Origin of the sequence: Duganella qianjiadongensis, from assembly GCF_009857915.1 — a bacterium.
Taxonomy (GTDB): Bacteria; Pseudomonadota; Gammaproteobacteria; order Burkholderiales; family Burkholderiaceae_D; genus Rugamonas; species Rugamonas qianjiadongensis.
On sequence record NZ_WWCM01000008.1, the window covers coordinates 1 to 17,682 of the forward strand.

General features: G+C 61.3%; 19 protein-coding genes. 13 read left to right on the forward strand and 6 right to left on the reverse strand.

Annotated elements, in window-relative coordinates; all coding sequences use genetic code 11:
* Positions 1–146 precede the first annotated feature (146 nt).
* The gene (locus GTP27_RS12640; RefSeq protein WP_202416758.1) at positions 147–755 is read left to right on the forward strand and encodes a restriction endonuclease subunit S; all 609 of its coding nucleotides are present in this window, start codon (positions 147–149) and stop codon (positions 753–755) included.
* Positions 716–1,084, forward strand: coding sequence for a DUF8371 domain-containing protein (locus GTP27_RS12645; RefSeq protein ID WP_161039543.1), 369 nt, complete (start codon positions 716–718; stop codon positions 1,082–1,084). Before GTP27_RS12640 ends, GTP27_RS12645 begins: the two co-directional genes overlap by 40 nt.
* 104 nt (positions 1,085–1,188) lie before the next feature.
* Here the strand turns inward: GTP27_RS12645 and GTP27_RS12650 are convergent, their stop codons facing one another.
* Both GTP27_RS12650 and moaC read right to left on the reverse strand, forming a co-directional pair.
* Positions 1,189–2,130 (reverse strand): site-specific integrase, encoded by a 942-nt coding sequence (locus GTP27_RS12650; protein WP_371865918.1) that lies wholly within the window; start codon positions 2,128–2,130, stop codon positions 1,189–1,191.
* A gap of 187 nt (positions 2,131–2,317) precedes the next feature.
* Positions 2,318–2,836 carry a cyclic pyranopterin monophosphate synthase MoaC gene (moaC, locus tag GTP27_RS12655; protein ID WP_161039545.1) on the reverse strand — a complete coding sequence of 173 codons (519 nt, stop codon included), beginning with the start codon at positions 2,834–2,836 and terminating at the stop codon, positions 2,318–2,320.
* A gap of 92 nt (positions 2,837–2,928) precedes the next feature.
* Here moaC and GTP27_RS12660 point away from each other — a divergent pair, with 92 nt between their 5' ends.
* The gene (locus GTP27_RS12660) at positions 2,929–4,482 is read left to right on the forward strand and encodes a M48 family metalloprotease (protein ID WP_161039728.1); all 1,554 of its coding nucleotides are present in this window, start codon (positions 2,929–2,931) and stop codon (positions 4,480–4,482) included.
* Here GTP27_RS12660 and GTP27_RS12665 read toward each other — a convergent pair.
* The 4 genes from GTP27_RS12665 to GTP27_RS12680 are packed head-to-tail and all read right to left on the reverse strand — an operon-like array spanning position 4,472 to position 6,707.
* Positions 4,472–5,071, reverse strand: coding sequence for a DUF2946 family protein (locus tag GTP27_RS12665; protein WP_161039546.1), 600 nt, complete (start codon positions 5,069–5,071; stop codon positions 4,472–4,474). The two genes, GTP27_RS12660 and GTP27_RS12665, sit on opposite strands and share 11 nt — an antisense overlap.
* The gene (locus GTP27_RS12670) at positions 5,064–6,038 is read right to left on the reverse strand and encodes a hydrolase (RefSeq protein ID WP_161039547.1); all 975 of its coding nucleotides are present in this window, start codon (positions 6,036–6,038) and stop codon (positions 5,064–5,066) included. Before GTP27_RS12670 ends, GTP27_RS12665 begins: the two co-directional genes overlap by 8 nt.
* A gap of 12 nt (positions 6,039–6,050) precedes the next feature.
* On the reverse strand, positions 6,051–6,479 hold the full coding sequence (locus tag GTP27_RS12675; RefSeq protein WP_161039548.1) for a YybH family protein: 429 nt from the start codon (positions 6,477–6,479) through the stop codon (positions 6,051–6,053).
* A 33-nt stretch (positions 6,480–6,512) separates the two neighbouring features.
* Positions 6,513–6,707, reverse strand: coding sequence for a zinc-finger domain-containing protein (locus GTP27_RS12680; protein WP_161039549.1), 195 nt, complete (start codon positions 6,705–6,707; stop codon positions 6,513–6,515).
* Positions 6,708–6,841: 134 nt separating this feature from the next.
* On the opposite strand from GTP27_RS12680, the gene GTP27_RS12685 reads away from it, so the two are divergent.
* From GTP27_RS12685 to GTP27_RS12730, 10 genes are all read left to right on the forward strand, one after another.
* Positions 6,842–7,609 carry an AzlC family ABC transporter permease gene (locus GTP27_RS12685; protein WP_161039550.1) on the forward strand — a complete coding sequence of 256 codons (768 nt, stop codon included), beginning with the start codon at positions 6,842–6,844 and terminating at the stop codon, positions 7,607–7,609.
* Positions 7,606–7,935: an AzlD domain-containing protein gene (locus tag GTP27_RS12690; protein ID WP_161039551.1), complete on the forward strand. Its 330-nt coding sequence runs from the start codon at positions 7,606–7,608 to the stop codon at positions 7,933–7,935. The genes GTP27_RS12685 and GTP27_RS12690 overlap by 4 nt, the downstream gene beginning before the upstream one ends.
* A 68-nt stretch (positions 7,936–8,003) precedes the next feature.
* A complete protein-coding gene (locus GTP27_RS12695) occupies positions 8,004–9,221 on the forward strand; it encodes a phosphoglycerate kinase (RefSeq protein ID WP_161039552.1) in 1,218 nt (405 codons plus the stop codon).
* Between the two features lie 205 nt (positions 9,222–9,426).
* Positions 9,427–10,875, forward strand: coding sequence for a pyruvate kinase (gene pyk / locus GTP27_RS12700; RefSeq protein ID WP_155432757.1), 1,449 nt, complete (start codon positions 9,427–9,429; stop codon positions 10,873–10,875).
* Positions 10,876–10,957: 82 nt separating this feature from the next.
* Complete coding sequence (fba, locus tag GTP27_RS12705; protein WP_161039553.1) at positions 10,958–12,022, forward strand: class II fructose-bisphosphate aldolase; 1,065 nt, start codon at positions 10,958–10,960, stop codon at positions 12,020–12,022.
* A gap of 117 nt (positions 12,023–12,139) precedes the next feature.
* Positions 12,140–13,036, forward strand: a complete 897-nt coding sequence (locus tag GTP27_RS12710) for a phosphoribosylaminoimidazolesuccinocarboxamide synthase (protein ID WP_161039554.1) — start codon at positions 12,140–12,142, stop codon at positions 13,034–13,036.
* A 1-nt stretch (position 13,037) separates the two neighbouring features.
* Positions 13,038–13,553, forward strand: a complete 516-nt coding sequence (gene purE, locus GTP27_RS12715) for a 5-(carboxyamino)imidazole ribonucleotide mutase (protein ID WP_161039555.1) — start codon at positions 13,038–13,040, stop codon at positions 13,551–13,553.
* A 31-nt stretch (positions 13,554–13,584) separates the two neighbouring features.
* The gene (locus GTP27_RS12720) at positions 13,585–14,799 is read left to right on the forward strand and encodes a 5-(carboxyamino)imidazole ribonucleotide synthase (protein WP_161039556.1); all 1,215 of its coding nucleotides are present in this window, start codon (positions 13,585–13,587) and stop codon (positions 14,797–14,799) included.
* A gap of 8 nt (positions 14,800–14,807) precedes the next feature.
* Positions 14,808–15,890, forward strand: coding sequence for an L-threonylcarbamoyladenylate synthase (locus tag GTP27_RS12725; protein WP_371865919.1), 1,083 nt, complete (start codon positions 14,808–14,810; stop codon positions 15,888–15,890).
* Positions 15,891–16,030: 140 nt separating this feature from the next.
* Complete coding sequence (locus tag GTP27_RS12730; protein ID WP_161039557.1) at positions 16,031–17,626, forward strand: alpha/beta hydrolase family protein; 1,596 nt, start codon at positions 16,031–16,033, stop codon at positions 17,624–17,626.
* The last annotated feature ends 56 nt before the right edge of the window (positions 17,627–17,682 follow it).

Below are 17,682 nucleotides of genomic sequence, written 5' to 3' on the forward strand. Positions count from 1 at the left end.
GAAGATGCCGCAGCGAACTTGGAAGATGGCAGCAAACCAGTTTGCCATTCTGTTTGGGGAACGCTTCACCAACGCGATTAATTAACTACGAACCGCGACCCCGGCACACAAAATTCCTGACAGGTCCGTTGTGGCCTGCTGGGACCTTGTGCATAACCATCGCAGCCAACATTGCAGAAACAGCGTTACTAACTTTCCCGGCTTGTTTTCCAGATAGTGTAGTGGGTTTCACAGCTCATCGAGAAAAATCAGATGTTAGGTTTATTGAATACTTATTCCGTGCGTTCCGCGACAGCGTAAAGCGGCGAGCATATGGCAGCGTCCAAGAAAACATAAACCTAGAAGTTCTCCGAGACTTGGAGTTCCCGATTCCATCTTTGTCTTTACAGGTGCAAATTGCGAATTTTTTAACCTTAATTGATGACCGAATCGCACTCCTCCGCGAAACCAACGCCACGCTCGAAGCTATTGCACAAGCCCTGTTCAAGTCATGGTTCGTCGATTTCGATCCGGTGCGTGCGAAGCAGCAAGGCCAAATGCCAGAAGGCATGGACGAAGCGACGGCGGCATTGTTTCCTGATAGCTTTGAAGAATCTGAGTTGGGGGTGGTGCCGAAGGGGTGGAAGTTTGGGGCACTCTCTGAAATCTGCAGCGTAACAATCGGCGGACTTTGGGGCAAGGATGTCCAATCCAGCGGGAGGAAGATCTGCAAATCATGTATCGACTCACGTGGTTTGCGACCAACTATGATGTGAATCGTGAGGTCAACAATGGTCGTGGGCCGGTTGATTTCAAAATATCCAAGGGCAGTAGAGATAAGACGCTCGTTGAGTTCAAACTTGCGTCAAATTCTAAATTGAAGCAAAACTTGAAGCACCAAGTTGGCGTATATCAAGCGGCGAATAATACTTCCAAGTCGATTAAGGCGATTCTTCACTTTTCTCAAACCGAGTATCTGCGAGTGCAAAACGTGCTCAGAGATCTGGGACTAAGTGGACGTAGAGATGTGGTGTTGATTGATGCAAGCCCTAAAGCCTCAGCGTCAACTGTAAGCGACTTCAATCAGAAGGGATTCGATTTTTGACATCTGAACATCGAATTTGAAATGTAGGACGTTGATTGGTCTGCCTGTTACACAGACCGAATCAAATAAATTCCGGCGGTGTCCTTTATTCTGAACAATATTTTTTACCCAAGTTTTTGTGCGAGTGTCTCTGCCTTTGGGTGATAGTAGCGTTTAAGCATTTGAATCGTCTGATGGCCGGTTACCGCAGCCAGTTCGATGACGTTGGGCAGTTTTTCGGCCAGACGACTTGTCGCGGTATGACGCAGATCATGGAAGTGAAGATTTTTGATGCCAGCTCGTTTGCATGCATCCGTGAAGCAGTTGTGCATGGTCATGTGGGAAATAGGGAAAACTGGTCCGTAATCGCTCCTCGAAAGCTCGGCTAAGACTGCTACAGCTTTCCGCGATAGGGGAACGACCCGTGAAGTCCCATTTTTGGTTAGGGGGAGTAGGGCAGTCTGTGTAGCTAGATCAATATGCTCCCAACGCAGGCTGAGTAATTCACCCCGTCTCATGGCCGTTTCCAGGGCCAGAGTAACTAATGGAACCATCCACGGACTACGTCTTTTTCTTGGCTTCAGTTCTTCTAGTAGGCGTGCTTCTTCATCAGCCTTCAAGAGGCGGTTTCTTCCGATTGGACTCGCTGGCTTTCTGACGAGTGCACATGGATTGTCGATCGCCAAGCCCCACTCGCGCCTTGCATGATTGATCATGCTGGAAAGAATGCAGATTTCCCTGATGATAGTGCCGGCCGAGACCGTCTTCAGGCGCTGGTCGCGATACTCGGCAATTGTCGCTGGCGTTAGCTTAGCCATGCTATAGGACGCCATTTTCGAGCGCTGCATGAACTGAATACCCTCAGTTTCTCGCTTTGCACTGCGCTTGGTCGGCGTTACTTCGGTAAGATACCGCTGCATTACATCCCGAAACAGCAGCTCTTCAGCGTCGGCAAGATTTTTGTAGACACCGCGGGTCATCGCTGATTCAAGCTCTCTAGCCCAGTGCTGGGCATCTGCTTTGGTGTTGAATGAACGAGTCTCGGTCGGGAAACCTTTGATGCTCACGCGAGCTTGCCACTTGCCGGCTCGTTGTCGAAATGATGCCATTTACGCCTCTCAGTTGGACAGGCGTTGGACAAGAGTCGCTTTTTGAAGCTTTTTGGACTTGGCTAAGTCATCGAGTAGTGAACTTTGACCGTGCCATAAATCAGCTCAGCTGGGCGTTACTTAAATATTTAAAATCAAATACTTATTAACTGGTAGCACTCCAGTCGCCCGATTTGCCGCCGTGCTTTTCCAGCACACGGATTTCGCTCATCACCATGCCACGGTCCACCGCCTTGCACATATCGTAAATCGTCAGCAGGCCGATCTGCACCGCCGTCAGGGCTTCCATTTCCACCCCTGTCTGGCCATGGGTTTCCACTTGCGCCGTACAGTGCACGCTGGCGTTGGTCTCGTCGGTAAGGAAATCGACTGCAACACGGGTCAGTGCGAGCGGATGGCACAGGGGGATCAGGTCGCTGGTGCGCTTGGACGCCATGATGGCGGCGATGCGGGCGATGCCCAGCACGTCGCCTTTCTTGGCCGTGCCGCCGGTGATGATGGCCAGCGTTTCCGGCTTCATGCGGATGCTGCCGCGCGCCACGGCGATGCGGTGGGTGCTGGTTTTGGCGCCCACGTCCACCATGTGGGCCTGACCGCTGGCATCGAAGTGGGTCAGGTGGTCGCTGGCGGATTTGTCTTCGGTGTGGCTCACGTTGTGACTCATATTCTTACTCGGCAGATTACGTCAGGGGGCAGCAGGTCCGCCCCGGTTGCGGGTATCATATCACCGTGAATGCAAAACCCCGCTCTATGCGCATGCGCCTGACCGCTGCCCTGCTATTGCTGACCATGCCGCTGGCGATGGCGCAGGATGTGCTGGCGCCCGCCAAAATTCCTAATTTGCCCGCGCTCGGCGATACCGAGCGGCAGGATCTGTCGCCGCTGATGGAGCGCAAGCTAGGCGAGGAGATCATGCATGACATCCGCCGCAATAACGATTTTCTTGATGATGCGCCCATCCTCGAATATCTGAACAACTTCGGCAACGCGCTGGTGGCTGCGCGTCCCGGCGCGCGCGGCGAGTCCAATTTCGATTACTACTTCTTCGCTGTGCGCGATCCCCAGCTTAACGCCTTTGCGCTGCCCGGCGGTTTCATCGCCGTGCACTCGGCGCTGCTGCTGGCGGCGCAGACCGAGTCCGAACTGGCCTCGGTGCTGGGCCACGAAATCGGCCACGTGGCGCAGCGCCACATCGCCCGTTCGATCGGCCAGCAGAAGCAGGATGCGCTGATACCGCTGGCGGCCATCATCCTGGCCGTGCTGGCCTCCAAGGCCGGCGGCGACGCGGCCATCGGCGTGTTCTCGGCCGGTCAGGGGCTGGCTATCCAGCGGCAGCTCAACTTCGGCCGCGATGCCGAGCGCGAGGCGGACCGCATCGGTTTCCAGATCATGGGTGCGGCCGGCTACGATACCTCGGGCATGGTGGCATTCTTCCAGCGCATGCAGATCGCTACGCGCAACTACAGCGACCGCGTGCCGGCCTATCTGCAAAGCCACCCCCTCACTACCGAGCGGATCGCCGATATCCAGGCCCGTATCCGCGAGCAGCCCTACAAGCAGCGGCTCGATAGTCTGGACTTCCATCTGGTGCGGGCCAGAGCGCGGGTGCTGCAGGATCTCACTTCGCAGGGGCTGGCCGAGGCCCAGACCTTCTTCGAACTACAGCTGCAGCAGCCGGGACGCCAGCAGGTGGCGGCAGCCCAGTACGGACTGGCGTTCGTGGCGCTCAAGCGCGAAAACTACGCACTGGCCCAGCAGTGGCTGGACAAGTCGCATGCCACCATGCGCAAGCTGCCGCCGCCGGGTACGCTGGGTGTGGCGCCGGCGCCGGAAGGGGAAATCATCTACGTCTTCACGGGACTGGAAATCAAACTGGCCCAGCCTGACAAGGCAGCCCTGCAGCAGCAGGCGCTAGCCGATGCCGAAGCCGCGCATCTGGTGTATCCGCTGTCGCGCGGCATCGCCCACCAGTATGGCGAGGCGATGATCGCTGCGGGCCAGCTGGAGCGGGCTGCCGCCTATCTGCGCGATCAGGTGCAACTGTACCGCGACGATCCCGATGCCTACGATCTGCTGGCGCAAGCCTATGCCAAGCAGGGCAAGCAGGCCTTGCAGCATATCGCGCTGGCCGAATCGTATGTGCTGCAGGGCGGCGTGCTGTCGGCACTCGATCAGCTATCGTATGCACGCAAGGCGCCCGATGCCACCTTCTACGATCAGGCCGTGATCGATGCGCGCGAGCGCGAACTGCAGGCGCGCCGGCGCGAAGAAATGGGCGACAAGTTCAAGAAGGATCTGGTCAAGCCTTAGCCGCTGGCGTCTCGGGCGCTGGTACGCAGACAAAGCCGTAACGCGCCGGCAGTGCGGCCGCCGCTACCCGCTGCACCGGATGGCCATGCAGCGTCAGGCTGGCGCTGCTGCTCCCGTCCAGCCAATCCAGCAGCACTTCATCCGTGACGGGGCTGCCGCCGCTGTGCAGTTCGGCCATGACGCTCGCAATGTCGCGGTCGTCGAGCTGGGCCAGTAGGTCCGCACTGCGCAGCAGCAGCGCACCATCTTCCGTCAGCAGCACTTCGTCGAGCGCGCCCATGGGCACGCCCGTGTGCAGCAACCAGCCCTGCACGGGATCGGTGCGCACGATGTAGGGGGCGGCCTGCAGCTGCACATACACGCGCTGCGGGCCGTTCTGGAAATACCAGCAGCCGCGCGCATCGGCGGCGTAATTGCGGGCGATGAAGCTGCACAGGGCGGCGTGCTGCAGTTTGTCGCCGGGCAGGTTAAGGTGCTGGGCCCGTTCGTCGCGCATGCGCCAGTGGCCGCGTGCATCGAGCAGCAGCCAGCCGTAGCAGTGCGGCACATTGGGCCATTTGGCCAGTGCCTGTTTGACGATGTCATCCATGATGGGAAATTCCGTTAAAAGGTGCGGCGCCCTGCGTCATGAAGTGCAGCAGGCGTTGCGGCAGCCAGTGCAGGCTGCCGGGCGGGCCGCCGGTGGCAAAGCCGACATGGCCGCCGCGGGCCGGATAGTCGAGCTGCACGCAGGCTGCGGCCCGCTGTGGCAAGTGCCGGCCCGGCAGGAAGGGATCGTTGCGGGCGTTCAGCACCAGCGTGGGCACGCGGATATCGCCCAGCACATGGCGCGCGCTGGCGCGGTGCCAGTAGTCTTCCGTGTTGCGGTAGCCATGCAGCGGTGCCGTGACGACGTTGTCGAAATCATACAGATCGCGTGCCGCATGCAGGGCCTGCAGATCGAACAGGCCGGGGTATTGCTGTAGTTTGGCTACGCATTTGGGTTTCAGGGTTTGCAGGAACATGCGCGTGTACAGCATGTTGAAGCCGCTGGACAGGGCGGCCCCGCCCTGCGCCAGATCGAGCGGGGCGGATACGGCGCAGGCAGCGTCGACGATAGCGGCCTGCTGGCCCGATTCGCCCAGCCAGCGCAGCAGGGCATTGCCGCCCAGCGAAACACCGGCCGCGTAGAACGGTGCGCCGGCATGGCGCGCATGCAGGCGGCGGATGATCCAGTTTATCTCCGTTGCATCGCCCGAATGGTAGAAGCGCGGCGCGCGGTTGGCTACTCCCGAGCAGCCGCGGAAGTGCGGCACGGCGCCGGACCAGCCGCGTGCTGCCACGGCGGCCATCAGGGCGCGTGCGTAATGGCTGTCGGAGCTGCCTTCTAGTCCATGGAACAGCACCACCATGGGCTGGCCCGGCTGGCCGTCGACAAAATCCACATCGATGAAGTCGCCGTCCGGACTGTCCCAGCGTTCGCGCCGGTAGTGCACGGCCGGCTTGCGCAGAAACAGGGCAGGATAGATGGTTTGCAGGTGGCCGCTAGGTAGCCATGCGGGCGCGGGATACTTCACGGCACAGTCCTGTCAGTGCAGCACCTGGCTGCGCGCTTCGGTCGGCACCGGGCCGGGCGCGATGGAGACGTGGTGCAGCACGATACGCCAGCCGCGCGGGGTTTTGGCATACACGTTGGTGGCCAGCAGGTGGATATCGTCCTGCTGGGACACGCTGCTGATTTCCACCACCGTGTGCACGGAGCTCATCAGATTGTGGGTTTCGTGCAGCTGGATGGGGACGATGTGCAGGCCGCCATGTTCGAGGATGGCCGCCCACGAAGCGCGGATGGCAGCGTGGCCGATCAGGCGCGGGCCGCCCGGGTGGATGCAGACGATTTCGTCGTCTTCGGCCCACAGCGCCATCAGCGCGTCGAGATCGGCGCGGTTGAGGGCATCGTAAAACGCCACCTCGGTTTCGGCGGCACTACCATTGAGTTGCTTGACGCGTTTGCTGGGCATGCTCGCTCCGAGGGGCGCTAGGGTGGGTGCTGCTTAGTGGTGGCCGACGACGGTACCCGGCTTCAGGCGGTAGGCGGTACCGCAATATGGGCACTTGGCTTCGCCGTGGTGGAAGTCGAGGAAGACGCGCGGGTGGGACGACCACAGCGGAATGGCCGGATTAGGGCAGTGGGCTGGCAAGTCCTTGCCTTCGAGTTCGACGGCGTTAGTGGTGGTGGCAGTGCTCATTTCGTTTGCTCCGAGGACTAAGGAAAACCACGATTTTAACGGATTCGCGCAGGGAGCAAAAATCATCGGTAAAATAGCGCCTCTACCGTCCCGCTGCGCCGCGCGCTGTGGCAGGAATGCTACATGATCTCGCCATGACCGAAACCAGCAGCGCCCACTCGCCCGATGCCCCGATCTGCAATGTCGCCGCCCACGACGAGGCGGCATGGCGCGCCGGCCTGAAAGTGGGCACGCCCACCCTGTTCGGCATCGGTGCCTGGGGGCTGGTGGTCGGCATCGCCATGGTGAAAAGCGGCCTGTCGATTGCGCAGGCTCTCGGTATGACCTTGCTGGTGTTCGCCGGTTCGGCCCAGCTCGCCGCCTTGCCCCTGATCGCCAGCCATGCTCCCGTGTGGGTGATCTTTCTGACCGCGCTGGTAGTGAATTTGCGGTTTGTCATATTTTCAGCCCTGCTGGCCCCGCATTTTTCCCAGTTACCTTGGCGCAAGCGTTTTGCCCTCGGTTATGTGGCGGGCGATATGACGGTGGCGCTGTTCCTGCATAAATTCCCTGATCCGGCGCCGCAGCCGGGCAAGCTGTCCTACCTCAAGGGCCTGCTGTATCCCAACTGGGCAGCGTGGCAGATCGGTTCGATTGCCGGCATCTTCGCCGGCAGTGCCGTGCCGGCCGAATGGGGGCTGGGTTTTGCCGGCACGCTGGCCATTATCTGCGTGATGGTGCCGCTGATTGCCGGCCGTCCCGCCCTGTGCGGCGTGCTGGTGGCCGGTGCCGTGGCCGTGCTGGCCGTGGGCCTGCCGTACAAACTGGGTCTGCTGCTGGCCGTGCTGCTGGGCATGCTGACTTCGATGGCAGTGGAAGAGGGCGCAGAGAAATGGCGCCAGAGCCGGGGGGAGCAGCGATGAGCGACTGGGAAATCTGGCTCACCATCGCCGTGCTGGCCATTGCCACTGCGGCCACGCGCAGTTCGTTCTGGCTGGTGGGGCATCACATCAATATTCCCAAGCGGGTGCAGGAAATGCTGCGCTACGCGCCGGCCTGCGCGCTGGCCGCCATCGTGGCGCCCGACCTGATGCTGGTCAACGGCAGTCCTTTGTTGGACCTGAGCAACATCAAACTGCTGGCCGGGATCGTCGCCACCATCTTTTATTTGCTGCGACGCAATATGTTGCAAACTATCTTGTTCGGCATGGGCTTTTACACCCTGCTGCGCCTCATGCATGTATTTTAATAACAGGAATTTAAGCCTGTGCTTGCGGTAAAATAGCCTACCTTTTTCAACTCGACCGTTGGGTAACCATGTCCGCTGTTTTGAACTTCATCCGTCTGCAAGATCTCATCGCCCAGAATGCGCTGCAAGGCAAGCGCGTTTTCATCCGCGCCGACCTGAACGTGCCGCAAGATGACGCCGGCAACATTACTGAAGACACCCGCATCCGCGCTTCCGTGCCGGCCATCCGCGCCGCCGCTGCCGCAGGTGCCAAAGTGATGGTGACTTCCCATCTGGGCCGTCCTACCGAAGGCGAGTTCAAGGCCGAAGACAGTCTGGCGCCGGTCGCTGCCCGTCTGGCCGAGCTGCTGGGCCAGCCCGTCGAACTGAAACAGAACTGGGTCGATGGCGCCGGTCTGGAAAGCCTGCAAGCCGGTCAGGTCGTGCTGCTGGAAAACGTGCGGGTCAACCGCGGCGAAAAGAAAAACAGCGACGAACTGGCGCAGAAAATGGCCGCCCTGTGCGACATTTACGTCAATGACGCTTTCGGTACGGCCCACCGCGCCGAAGCTTCCACCCACGGTATCGCCAAATTCGCGCCTGTTGCCTGCGCCGGCCCGCTGCTGGCCGCCGAGCTGGATGCGCTGGGCAAGGCGCTGGGCGCTCCGGCCCGTCCGCTGCTGGCCATTGTGGCCGGTTCCAAAGTATCGTCCAAGCTGTCCATCCTGAAAGCACTGGCCGACAAGGTAGACAATCTGATCGTCGGTGGCGGCATTGCCAACACCTTCATGAAAGCGTCCGGCCTGAACATCGGTAAATCGCTGGTCGAGAACGATCTGGTGGACGAAGCCCGCGCCATCATCGAGCTGATGGCCAAGCGCGGCGCGCAAGTGCCGATTCCTGTCGATGTCGTATGCGCCAAGGAATTCTCGCCGACCGCAGCAGCGACCGTGAAAGCCGTGGCCGATGTGGCTGACGACGACATGATTCTCGATATCGGCCCGCAGACGGCAGCCACGCTGGCCGCCCAGATCGCCAAAGCCGGCACCGTGGTGTGGAACGGCCCGGTGGGCGTGTTCGAGTTCGACCAGTTCGGCGAAGGCACCAAAACTCTGGCCCTGGCGATTGCCCAGTCGCCGGCCTTCTCCATCGCCGGTGGCGGCGATACGCTGGCCGCGATTGCCAAATACGATATCAGCGCGCAAGTCGGTTACATCTCGACGGGCGGCGGCGCCTTCCTCGAATTCCTGGAAGGTAAAACCCTGCCGGCCGTGGAGATTCTGACCCAGCGTGCCGCAGCGCAGTAAGCATAGTTTGCAGGTATAAATCAGCCAATCAGGCAAGGGGAGCAAAAAGCACGGTCGTGCGATGTAGCAAATTGACAGTAAAATTCAATTTATGCTTGAGAATGACTAAAATTTCGTAGCTTTGCTACATTTTGGTCCTGTTGCATCACCGTTCCGCTCCCCGGTTCCGGGGAGTGTTTGCTAGCCCTAACGCCCAAGGATGACTATGTCCCGTAGTACTAAAATTGTCGCAACGATAGGCCCAGCCTCCACTGATTTCAACGTCCTGGTTCAGATGATCCGGGCCGGGGTGGATGTGGTTCGTCTGAACTTCTCGCACGGTAAGGCACAGGATCACATCGACCGTGCCCGTCTGGTACGCGAGGCGGCTGCCGAAGTGGGCCGCGAAGTGGCCATCATGGCCGACATGCAGGGACCGAAAATCCGCGTTGGCAAGTTTGAAAATGGTAAGATTGACCTCGCGAACGGGGATAAATTCATCCTCGACGCGAAGTGGGGCGAAAACGGCGAACTCGGCAATCAGGAGCGCGTGGGCCTCGATTACAAGGCACTGCCGCAGGATCTGCGTGCCGGCGACAAGCTGTTGCTCAACGATGGTCTGATCGTGCTGACGGTCGACAAAGTTGTTGCACATGAAATTTTTACTACCGTGAAAATCGGCGGCGAGCTGTCCAATAACAAGGGCATCAATCGCCAGGGGGGCGGCCTGACGGCACCGGCCCTGACCGCCAAGGACATGGAAGATATCAAGACGGCGATGAGTTTCCAGTGCGACTATCTGGCGATCTCGTTCCCGAAAAGCGCCACCGATATGGAAATGGCGCGCCAGCTGGCCAATATCGCCGGCGAACCGTTTGGCCACAAGCCGCAGATGATCGCCAAGATCGAGCGGGCCGAAGCCATCCCGGTGCTGCAGGAAATTCTCGACGCCTCCGACGGCATCATGGTGGCGCGCGGTGACCTGGCAGTGGAAGTAGGCAATGCGGCCGTACCGGCATTGCAGAAGCGCATGATCCGTATGGCGCGCGAGTCGAACAAGCTGGCGATCACGGCGACCCAGATGATGGAGTCGATGATCTTCAATGCCGTGCCGACCCGTGCCGAAGTATCGGACGTGGCCAACGCCGTGCTCGATGGCACGGATGCCGTAATGACCTCGGCGGAAACCGCTTCCGGTCGTTACCCTGTTGAAACTGTAGAAATGATGGCCGCGATCTGCGTGGAGGCCGAGCAGTCCGAGTACAACAAGCTCGACGCCGACTTCCTCAACGCGACCTTCACCCGGATCGACCAGTCGATCGCCTATGCAGCGCTGTTCACCTCGCACCATCTGGCGGTGAAAGCGATCGTGGCGCTGACGGAATCCGGTTCGACGGCGCTGTGGATGAGCCGTCACAATATTGATACGCCGATCTACGCCCTGACGCCGAGTGTGGGTACCCTGCGCAAGATTGCGCTGTACCGCAACGTCAAGGCCTACAATCTGGTGCAGACGGCGGAAAGCGCCGTGGTGCTGAAGCAAGCGGAAGACCTGCTGGTCGAACGCGGCATCGTCAAGAAAGGCGACATGATCGTGGTCACCTGGGGCGAGCCGATGGGACAGGTAGGCGGCACCAACGCCATGAAGATCGTTAAGGTCGGCGAGTTTCACTAAGTAAGTCCGGTAGCAGCGCTCTCGCGGAACGAGGGCGGGTAGGCTCCGGCAACCAGGTTTTTTTATTGTTTGGAGTATTACCATGTCCCTCGTATCCATGCGTCAACTGCTGGACCATGCTGCTGAAAACGGCTATGGCATCCCTGCTTTCAACGTCAACAATCTGGAACAAGTGCAGGCCATCATGGCTGCGGCCGATGCGCTGAACGCGCCGGTCATCATGCAGGCGTCCGCTGGCGCCCGTAAATATGCTGGCGAAGCTTTTCTGCGCCACCTGATCGACGCCGCGGTCGAAGCCTATCCGCACATCCCGGTGGTGATGCACCAGGATCATGGCCAGTCGCCCGCCGTGTGCCAGGCTGCCATCCGCTCCGGCTTCACTTCGGTGATGATGGACGGCTCGCTGGAAGCCGACGGCAAATCGGTAGCTTCCTACGAATACAACGTGGAAGTATCGAAAGAAGTGGTCAAGTTCTCGCACGCTATCGGCGTGACGGTGGAAGCGGAACTGGGCGTGCTCGGTTCGCTGGAAACCATGAAGGGCGACAAGGAAGACGGCCACGGCGCCGACGGCACCATGACGCGCGAACAGCTGCTGACCGACGTCGCGCAAGCGGCCGACTTCGTGCAGCGCACCCAGTGCGACGCGCTGGCCATCGCGATCGGTACCTCGCACGGCGCCTACAAGTTCACCCGCAAGCCTACCGGCGACATTCTGGCCATCGACCGCATCAAGGAAATCCACGCCCGCATTCCTAACACCCATCTGGTGATGCACGGCTCCTCGTCGGTACCGCAGGAACTGCTGGCCATCATCCGCGAATTCGGCGGCGACATGAAGGAAACCTATGGCGTGCCGGTGGAAGAAATCCAGGAAGGCATCCGTCACGGCGTCCGCAAGATCAACATCGATACCGACATCCGTCTGGCCATGACGGCGGCGATCCGCCAGTTCCTGTTCCAGAACCCGTCGAAATTCGACCCGCGCGACTTCCTCAAGCCAGCCCGTGCTGCTGCCGAGCAAATCGTGCGTGCCCGTTTCCAGGCCTTCGGCTGCGAAGGCCAGGCCGGCAAAATCAAGCCGATTCCACTGGAAAAAATGGCAGAACGCTACAAGGCCGGCGAGCTGGCCCAGATTGTGAAGTAAAATTCTGTTTGGAACGGGTTTATTCCGCCAGGAATGAACCCGACACTGGACCGGCGGCCTTGTTTTCACTCCGCCGGTTTTCGCTTTTCTATACCGCTAGTCCAACCACCCTCCGCTATGAACAGCCTCTATCAGACCTCCATCAAGTCCCTGCCCCTGCTCGGCCACGGCAAAGTCCGCGACAACTACGCTGTCGGCGATGACAAAATCCTCATCGTCACCACTGACCGCCTGTCGGCTTTCGACGTCGTCATGAACGAGCCTATCCCCGGCAAAGGCATGGTGCTGAACCAAATGAGCGATTTCTGGTTCGAAAAACTCGGCCACATCGTGCCTAACCACCTGACCGGCGTCGCACCGGAATCCGTGGTGGCTGCCGACGAAGTCGAGCAGGTCAAAGGCCGTGCCGTGGTGGCCAAGCGTCTCAAACCTATCATGGTAGAAGCGGTGGTACGCGGCTACATCATCGGCTCGGGCTGGAAAGACTATCAGGCTACCGGCAGCATCTGCGGCATCGAGCTGCCAGCCGGTCTGCGTCAGGCCGAGAAACTGCCTGAACCCCTGTTCACCCCTGCGGCCAAAGCCGATCTGGGCGAGCATGATGAAAACATCAGCTTTGCCGAAATGGAAAGCCGCATCGGCGCCGAACTGGCCGCCAAGATGCGCGATGTCAGCATCGCCCTGTACAAGGCTGCGGCCGACTACGCGGCTACCCGCGGCATCATCATTGCCGACACCAAGTTCGAATTCGGTCTGGACGAAAACGGTGTGATGCACCTGATGGACGAAGTGCTGACGGCGGACTCGTCGCGCTTCTGGCCGGCCGACTCCTACGCACCGGACATGTCGCCGCCATCGTTCGACAAGCAGTTCGTGCGCGACTATCTGGAAACCCTGACCGACTGGGGCAAGACGGCACCGGCGCCAGCGCTGCCAGCGGAAGTCATCGCCCAAACCCAGGCCAAGTATTTCGAAGCCATCGAACGCCTGACGGGCGAGAAGCTGAAGGTCTGAGATGAGCGCTAATGTAAGTACTAACACCAGCAGCACGCCGCTGGTCGGCGTCATCATGGGTTCCAACTCGGACTGGGAGGTGATGCAGCACGCGGTCGCCATCCTGAAACAGTTCGGCGTTCCGTTCGAAGCGCAGGTGATCTCGGCCCACCGTATGCCGGATCAGATGTTCACCTACGCGGAAAACGCCCGCAGCCGTGGCCTGCGCGCCATCATCGCCGGTGCCGGCGGTGCGGCCCACCTGCCGGGCATGGTCGCGGCCAAGACCATCGTGCCGGTACTGGGCGTGCCCGTGCCGTCCAAATACCTGCGCGGCGAAGATTCGCTGCTGTCCATCGTGCAGATGCCGAAAGGCGTGCCGGTATCCACCTTCGCCATCGGTGAAGCCGGTGCCGCCAATGCGGCACTGACGGCGGTAGCGCTGCTGGCTGCAACGGATGAGGCACTGGCGCAGCAGCTGCTGGCCTTCCGCGCCACCCAGACGGCAGCAGCCGAAGCCATGACTTTGCCCCTGTAAGCCTACGAAACAACGCAACGATATAAACGGTATGAGTAATTCGACGTCTTCCCCGCAACAATCGCGTACTCCGCTGCTGCCTGCCGCTCACCCGCCTGCATGGCTGGGCGTGATGGGCGGCGGCCAGCTGGGCCGTATGTTCGCCCAGGCTGCGCAGAGCATGGGTTATCAGGTCGCCGTGCTGGAGCCGGCGGCAGCCTGTCCGGCGGGGCAGGTAGCGCAACGTCTGATCGAGGCCGGCTACAGCGATGCAGCCGGTCTGGACGCGCTGGCAGCGCAATGTGCTGCCGTCACGACCGAGTTTGAAAATGTGCCGGCCGACAGCCTGTCGCGCCTCGCGCAGCAAGTGTTTGTCGCGCCCAATGCGCACGGCGTATCGGTGGCGCAGGACCGCATCGCCGAGAAGCGCTTCTTCGTTGACTGCGCCGAGAAATCCGGCGTGCTGCCGGCGCCGCACAAGACCATCGCCAGCGAAGCCGATATCGACGCCATCAGCGACGATCTGCTGCCCGGCATCCTGAAAACGGTGCGCATGGGTTACGACGGCAAAGGGCAGGTAAGGGTGCGCTCGCGCGAAGACGTGCGTGCCGCTTTCGCCAGCATGAACGGGGTAACCTGTCTGCTGGAAAAAATGCTGCCGCTGGCGTATGAAGTGTCGGTGCTGACGGCCCGCGGCGCCGATGGTGAGTCGGTGGTGTATCCGATCGCCGAAAACGTCCATCGCGACGGTATCCTGTTTACCACCACCGTGCCCGGCCCCAACGTGTCGGCGGAAAGTGCACTGCAAGCCCAGCGCGCCGCGCAGGCCATCGTGGCCGAACTCGGCTACGTGGGGGTGCTGTGCATAGAATTCTTCGTGCTGACTGACGGTACGCTGGTGGTCAATGAAATGGCGCCGCGTCCGCACAACAGTGGCCACTACACCATCGACGCCTGCGTCACCAGCCAGTTCGCCCAGCAGGTGCGTGCCATGGCCGGCCTGCCGCTGGGTGATGTGCGCCAGCATTCGCCGGCCGTGATGCTCAACATCCTCGGCGACGTATGGTTCGAAGGCGATAGCCAGACCCCGCGCGAACCGGCGTGGGATCAGGTGCTGGCGCTGCCCGGCGCCTGTCTGCACCTGTACGGCAAGGATGATCCGCGCCGTGCCCGCAAGATGGGCCACCTGACCTTTATCGCGCCTACGCTGGCTCAGGCGCAGCAGCAGTTGCTGGCCGCCTGCGCCATTCTGGGTATCGCGGCGTGAAGTCTGGTGTGACACAAGCCGTGCCGCAAGCTGCTGCCGATGCGGCAGCCATCGCCACCGCCGCCGCCGTGCTGGAGCAGGGCGGGCTGGTGGCTTTCCCCACCGAGACGGTGTATGGCCTGGGCGCCGATGCGGAAAATCCGGCGGCGGTGGCGCGCATCTATCAGGCCAAAGGCCGGCCTAACGACCATCCGGTGATCGTGCACGTGGCGCCCGGCGCCGAGCTCGATTACTGGTGCACGGATATTCCTGCCGAAGCGCGCCAGCTGGTGCAGGCGTTCTGGCCCGGCCCGCTGACGCTGATCATGCGGCGCGCCAGTCATATTCCCGATGCCGTCTCCGGTGGCCAGGATACGGTGGGCATACGCTGTCCTTCCCATCCCGTGGCGGTTGCTCTGCTGAGCGCCTTCAAGGGCGGCAAGGGCGGGGTGGCGGCGCCCTCGGCCAATAAATTCGGCAGTGTCAGCCCCACCACGGCCCAGCACGTGCGCGACGAGTTCGGACTCGATAGCCACGACGAAGGCCCGATAGGCGGTGCCGCCGATGGCGAAAGCTGCGACGGCGCGCTGCTCAGCGTGGTGCTGGAAGGCGGTTCCAGCGCGGTCGGCATCGAATCGACCATCGTCGATCTGTCGCGTCTGGCCACGCACGGCCCTGTGCTGTTGCGTCCCGGCCATATTACGGCCCAGCAGATTGCCGACGTGATCGGCATGCTGCCGGCCGCGCCCGATCAGGCCGCACCGCGCGCTTCCGGCACGCTGGAATCGCATTATGCACCGCGTACCCCGGTCACCATGCTGGACACGGCAGCCTTGCCGGCCACGCTGGCGCAGCTGCAGGCGCGTGGCGTGCAGGTGGCCGTTATTAGCCATACCCTGCCTGCTTGCGGCCACGCCCAGCGCCACATGCCCGCCACGGCGGCAGCCTATGCCTACGGCCTGTATGCGGCGCTGCGTGACATGGACCAGACGGCTTGCGATCTGATACTGGTGGAAACCCCGCCGCAGGACGATCAGTGGCTGGGCGTGAACGACCGCCTGCGCCGTGCCGTGCATGGCTCGGCTGGCGTGATCGCGCGTTTGCTGGCCTGAATCTCTCTCCGGCCCGGCGGCCAGATGGTCCGCTGGGCTTGCTTTCCTGCTAAGATTAAGTTGCTGCCGATCACACAGTCTGACCGGCCATCTGACACTCTGGCAGGGGCGCCGTCCCTGCACCTTGCAAGGATTAGCCCATGGATACGCGTCGTTTTTCCGTTTCTTTCCCCACCCTGATAGCGCAACTACCGTGTGCACGCCGCAGCGGCGCGCTGGCGCTGGCCGCCGCTCTGTCTGCGGCGCTGAGCGGCTGCGGCGGCGGCAGTCCGGCCAGCCAGACCGGCGGCGCCGTCGTGCCGCCGCCACCCGTCACCCAGCTGCGCGGCCAGCCCATAGGCGGCGCCAGTCTGGTGCCGGCAGCGGTGGGCGGCTTTGCCGTGAACACCGTGCAGCCAGCGCAGATGAAGGCGCTGGTGGAAGCCAGCGTCAGTTATGGCGCAGCCGTGACGGGCACGCCCACCTGCGCCGTCACCATCTACACGCTGCGCTACCATACGCTCGATGGCAAGGCTGCCGATACGCAGGCCAGCACGGCCATCATGGTGCCGTCGGGAACCGATCCGGCCTGTCAGGGCGGCCGTCCCGTGCTGCTGTACGCACACGGTACCTCTGTCCTGAAGAGCAATGACATGGCCGATCTGAGCGCTACCGAAACCCGCACCGTGGCTGCCATGTTCGCCGCGCAGGGCTATATCGTGGTGGCGCCCAATTACGCCGGTTATGCCGGTTCCACGCTCGACTACCATCCCTACCTCGATGCCAGCCAGCAGTCCAACGACATGATCGACGCGCTGCGGGCTGCGCGCAGCGTGTTTGCCAGCATAGGCGCAACGCCATCGAGCCGCCTGATGGTGAGCGGTTACTCGCAGGGCGGCTTTGTCGCCATGGCCACCCAGCGCGCCATGCAGCGCGATTACGCGGGCGAATTCAATGTCACGGCAGCGGCGCCGCTATCCGGTCCGTATGCCCTGCTGCAGTTCGGCGATGCCATTTTCAATGGCGCGCCCAGCGTGGGTTCCAGCGGCTTCATGCCCATGCTGATCACGGCGGGCCAGCGCGCCGGTGCCGGGCTGTATGCCAGCCTGACGGACATCTACGAGCCCAGGTATGCGAGCGGCATCGACACGCTGCTGCCGGGTAGCCTGAGTCTGGGCGCGCTGGTTACTGCCGGCAAGTTGCCCAACGACGTGCTGTTCGATCTGGCCTCGCTGCCGCAAGCGACTGGTTATAGCCGCTTCTTCGGCAGCGACCATCTGCTGCAAACGAGCTACCGCAACAGCTACTTGAGCGACCTCAAGGCTCAGCCATGTAACGCGAGCAATAATGTACCGCTGAACTGTGCGCCGTCCCATGCCTTGCGTAAATGGCTGCTGAAGAATGATTTACGCACGTACACGCCGACCGTGCCGCTAATGCTATGCGGCGGCAATCAGGATCCGGTCGTGCCGTTTGCGAATACTGACGCGGCGGTGGCGTATTTCCGCGCGCAGAACATCGCGGCCGGTCTGCTCAGCGTGCTCGATCTCGACGATTCTTCGCTGCTGGCCGACAACCGTGCCGTGCGGACGGAATTTGCGCTGGCCAAACAGGTGCTCAAGCTGTCGGTAACGGAACACGGCGGCACCAATGCGCAGGCCAATCAGGTGGTGCAGGACAGCTATCACGCCGGTCTGGTCGCGCCGTTCTGCCTGCGTGAAGCGCGCAAATTCTTCGACGCTGCACCAGCACGGTGAATGGTGCTTAGCAGCATACGCTCGCTGTGAAAAAAGCAGCGAGCAAGCGTTCTTTT

Excerpts from the sequence above, each read along its gene's own strand:
- GTP27_RS12645 (WP_161039543.1), top strand. The coding sequence starts at position 716 with ATGTATCGACTCACGTGGTTTGCGACCAACTATGATGTGAATCGTGAG.
- moaC (WP_161039545.1), bottom strand. The coding sequence starts at position 2,836 with ATGAGTCACAACGTGAGCCACACCGAAGACAAATCCGCCAGCGACCAC.
- GTP27_RS12660 (WP_161039728.1), top strand. The coding sequence starts at position 2,929 with ATGCGCCTGACCGCTGCCCTGCTATTGCTGACCATGCCGCTGGCGATG.
- GTP27_RS12665 (WP_161039546.1), bottom strand. The coding sequence starts at position 5,071 with ATGGATGACATCGTCAAACAGGCACTGGCCAAATGGCCCAATGTGCCG.
- GTP27_RS12675 (WP_161039548.1), bottom strand. The coding sequence starts at position 6,479 with ATGCCCAGCAAACGCGTCAAGCAACTCAATGGTAGTGCCGCCGAAACC.
- GTP27_RS12680 (WP_161039549.1), bottom strand. The coding sequence starts at position 6,707 with ATGAGCACTGCCACCACCACTAACGCCGTCGAACTCGAAGGCAAGGAC.
- GTP27_RS12685 (WP_161039550.1), top strand. The coding sequence starts at position 6,842 with ATGACCGAAACCAGCAGCGCCCACTCGCCCGATGCCCCGATCTGCAAT.
- GTP27_RS12690 (WP_161039551.1), top strand. The coding sequence starts at position 7,606 with ATGAGCGACTGGGAAATCTGGCTCACCATCGCCGTGCTGGCCATTGCC.
- GTP27_RS12695 (WP_161039552.1), top strand. The coding sequence starts at position 8,004 with ATGTCCGCTGTTTTGAACTTCATCCGTCTGCAAGATCTCATCGCCCAG.
- pyk (WP_155432757.1), top strand. The coding sequence starts at position 9,427 with ATGTCCCGTAGTACTAAAATTGTCGCAACGATAGGCCCAGCCTCCACT.
- fba (WP_161039553.1), top strand. The coding sequence starts at position 10,958 with ATGTCCCTCGTATCCATGCGTCAACTGCTGGACCATGCTGCTGAAAAC.
- GTP27_RS12710 (WP_161039554.1), top strand. The coding sequence starts at position 12,140 with ATGAACAGCCTCTATCAGACCTCCATCAAGTCCCTGCCCCTGCTCGGC.
- purE (WP_161039555.1), top strand. The coding sequence starts at position 13,038 with ATGAGCGCTAATGTAAGTACTAACACCAGCAGCACGCCGCTGGTCGGC.
- GTP27_RS12720 (WP_161039556.1), top strand. The coding sequence starts at position 13,585 with ATGAGTAATTCGACGTCTTCCCCGCAACAATCGCGTACTCCGCTGCTG.
- GTP27_RS12730 (WP_161039557.1), top strand. The coding sequence starts at position 16,031 with ATGGATACGCGTCGTTTTTCCGTTTCTTTCCCCACCCTGATAGCGCAA.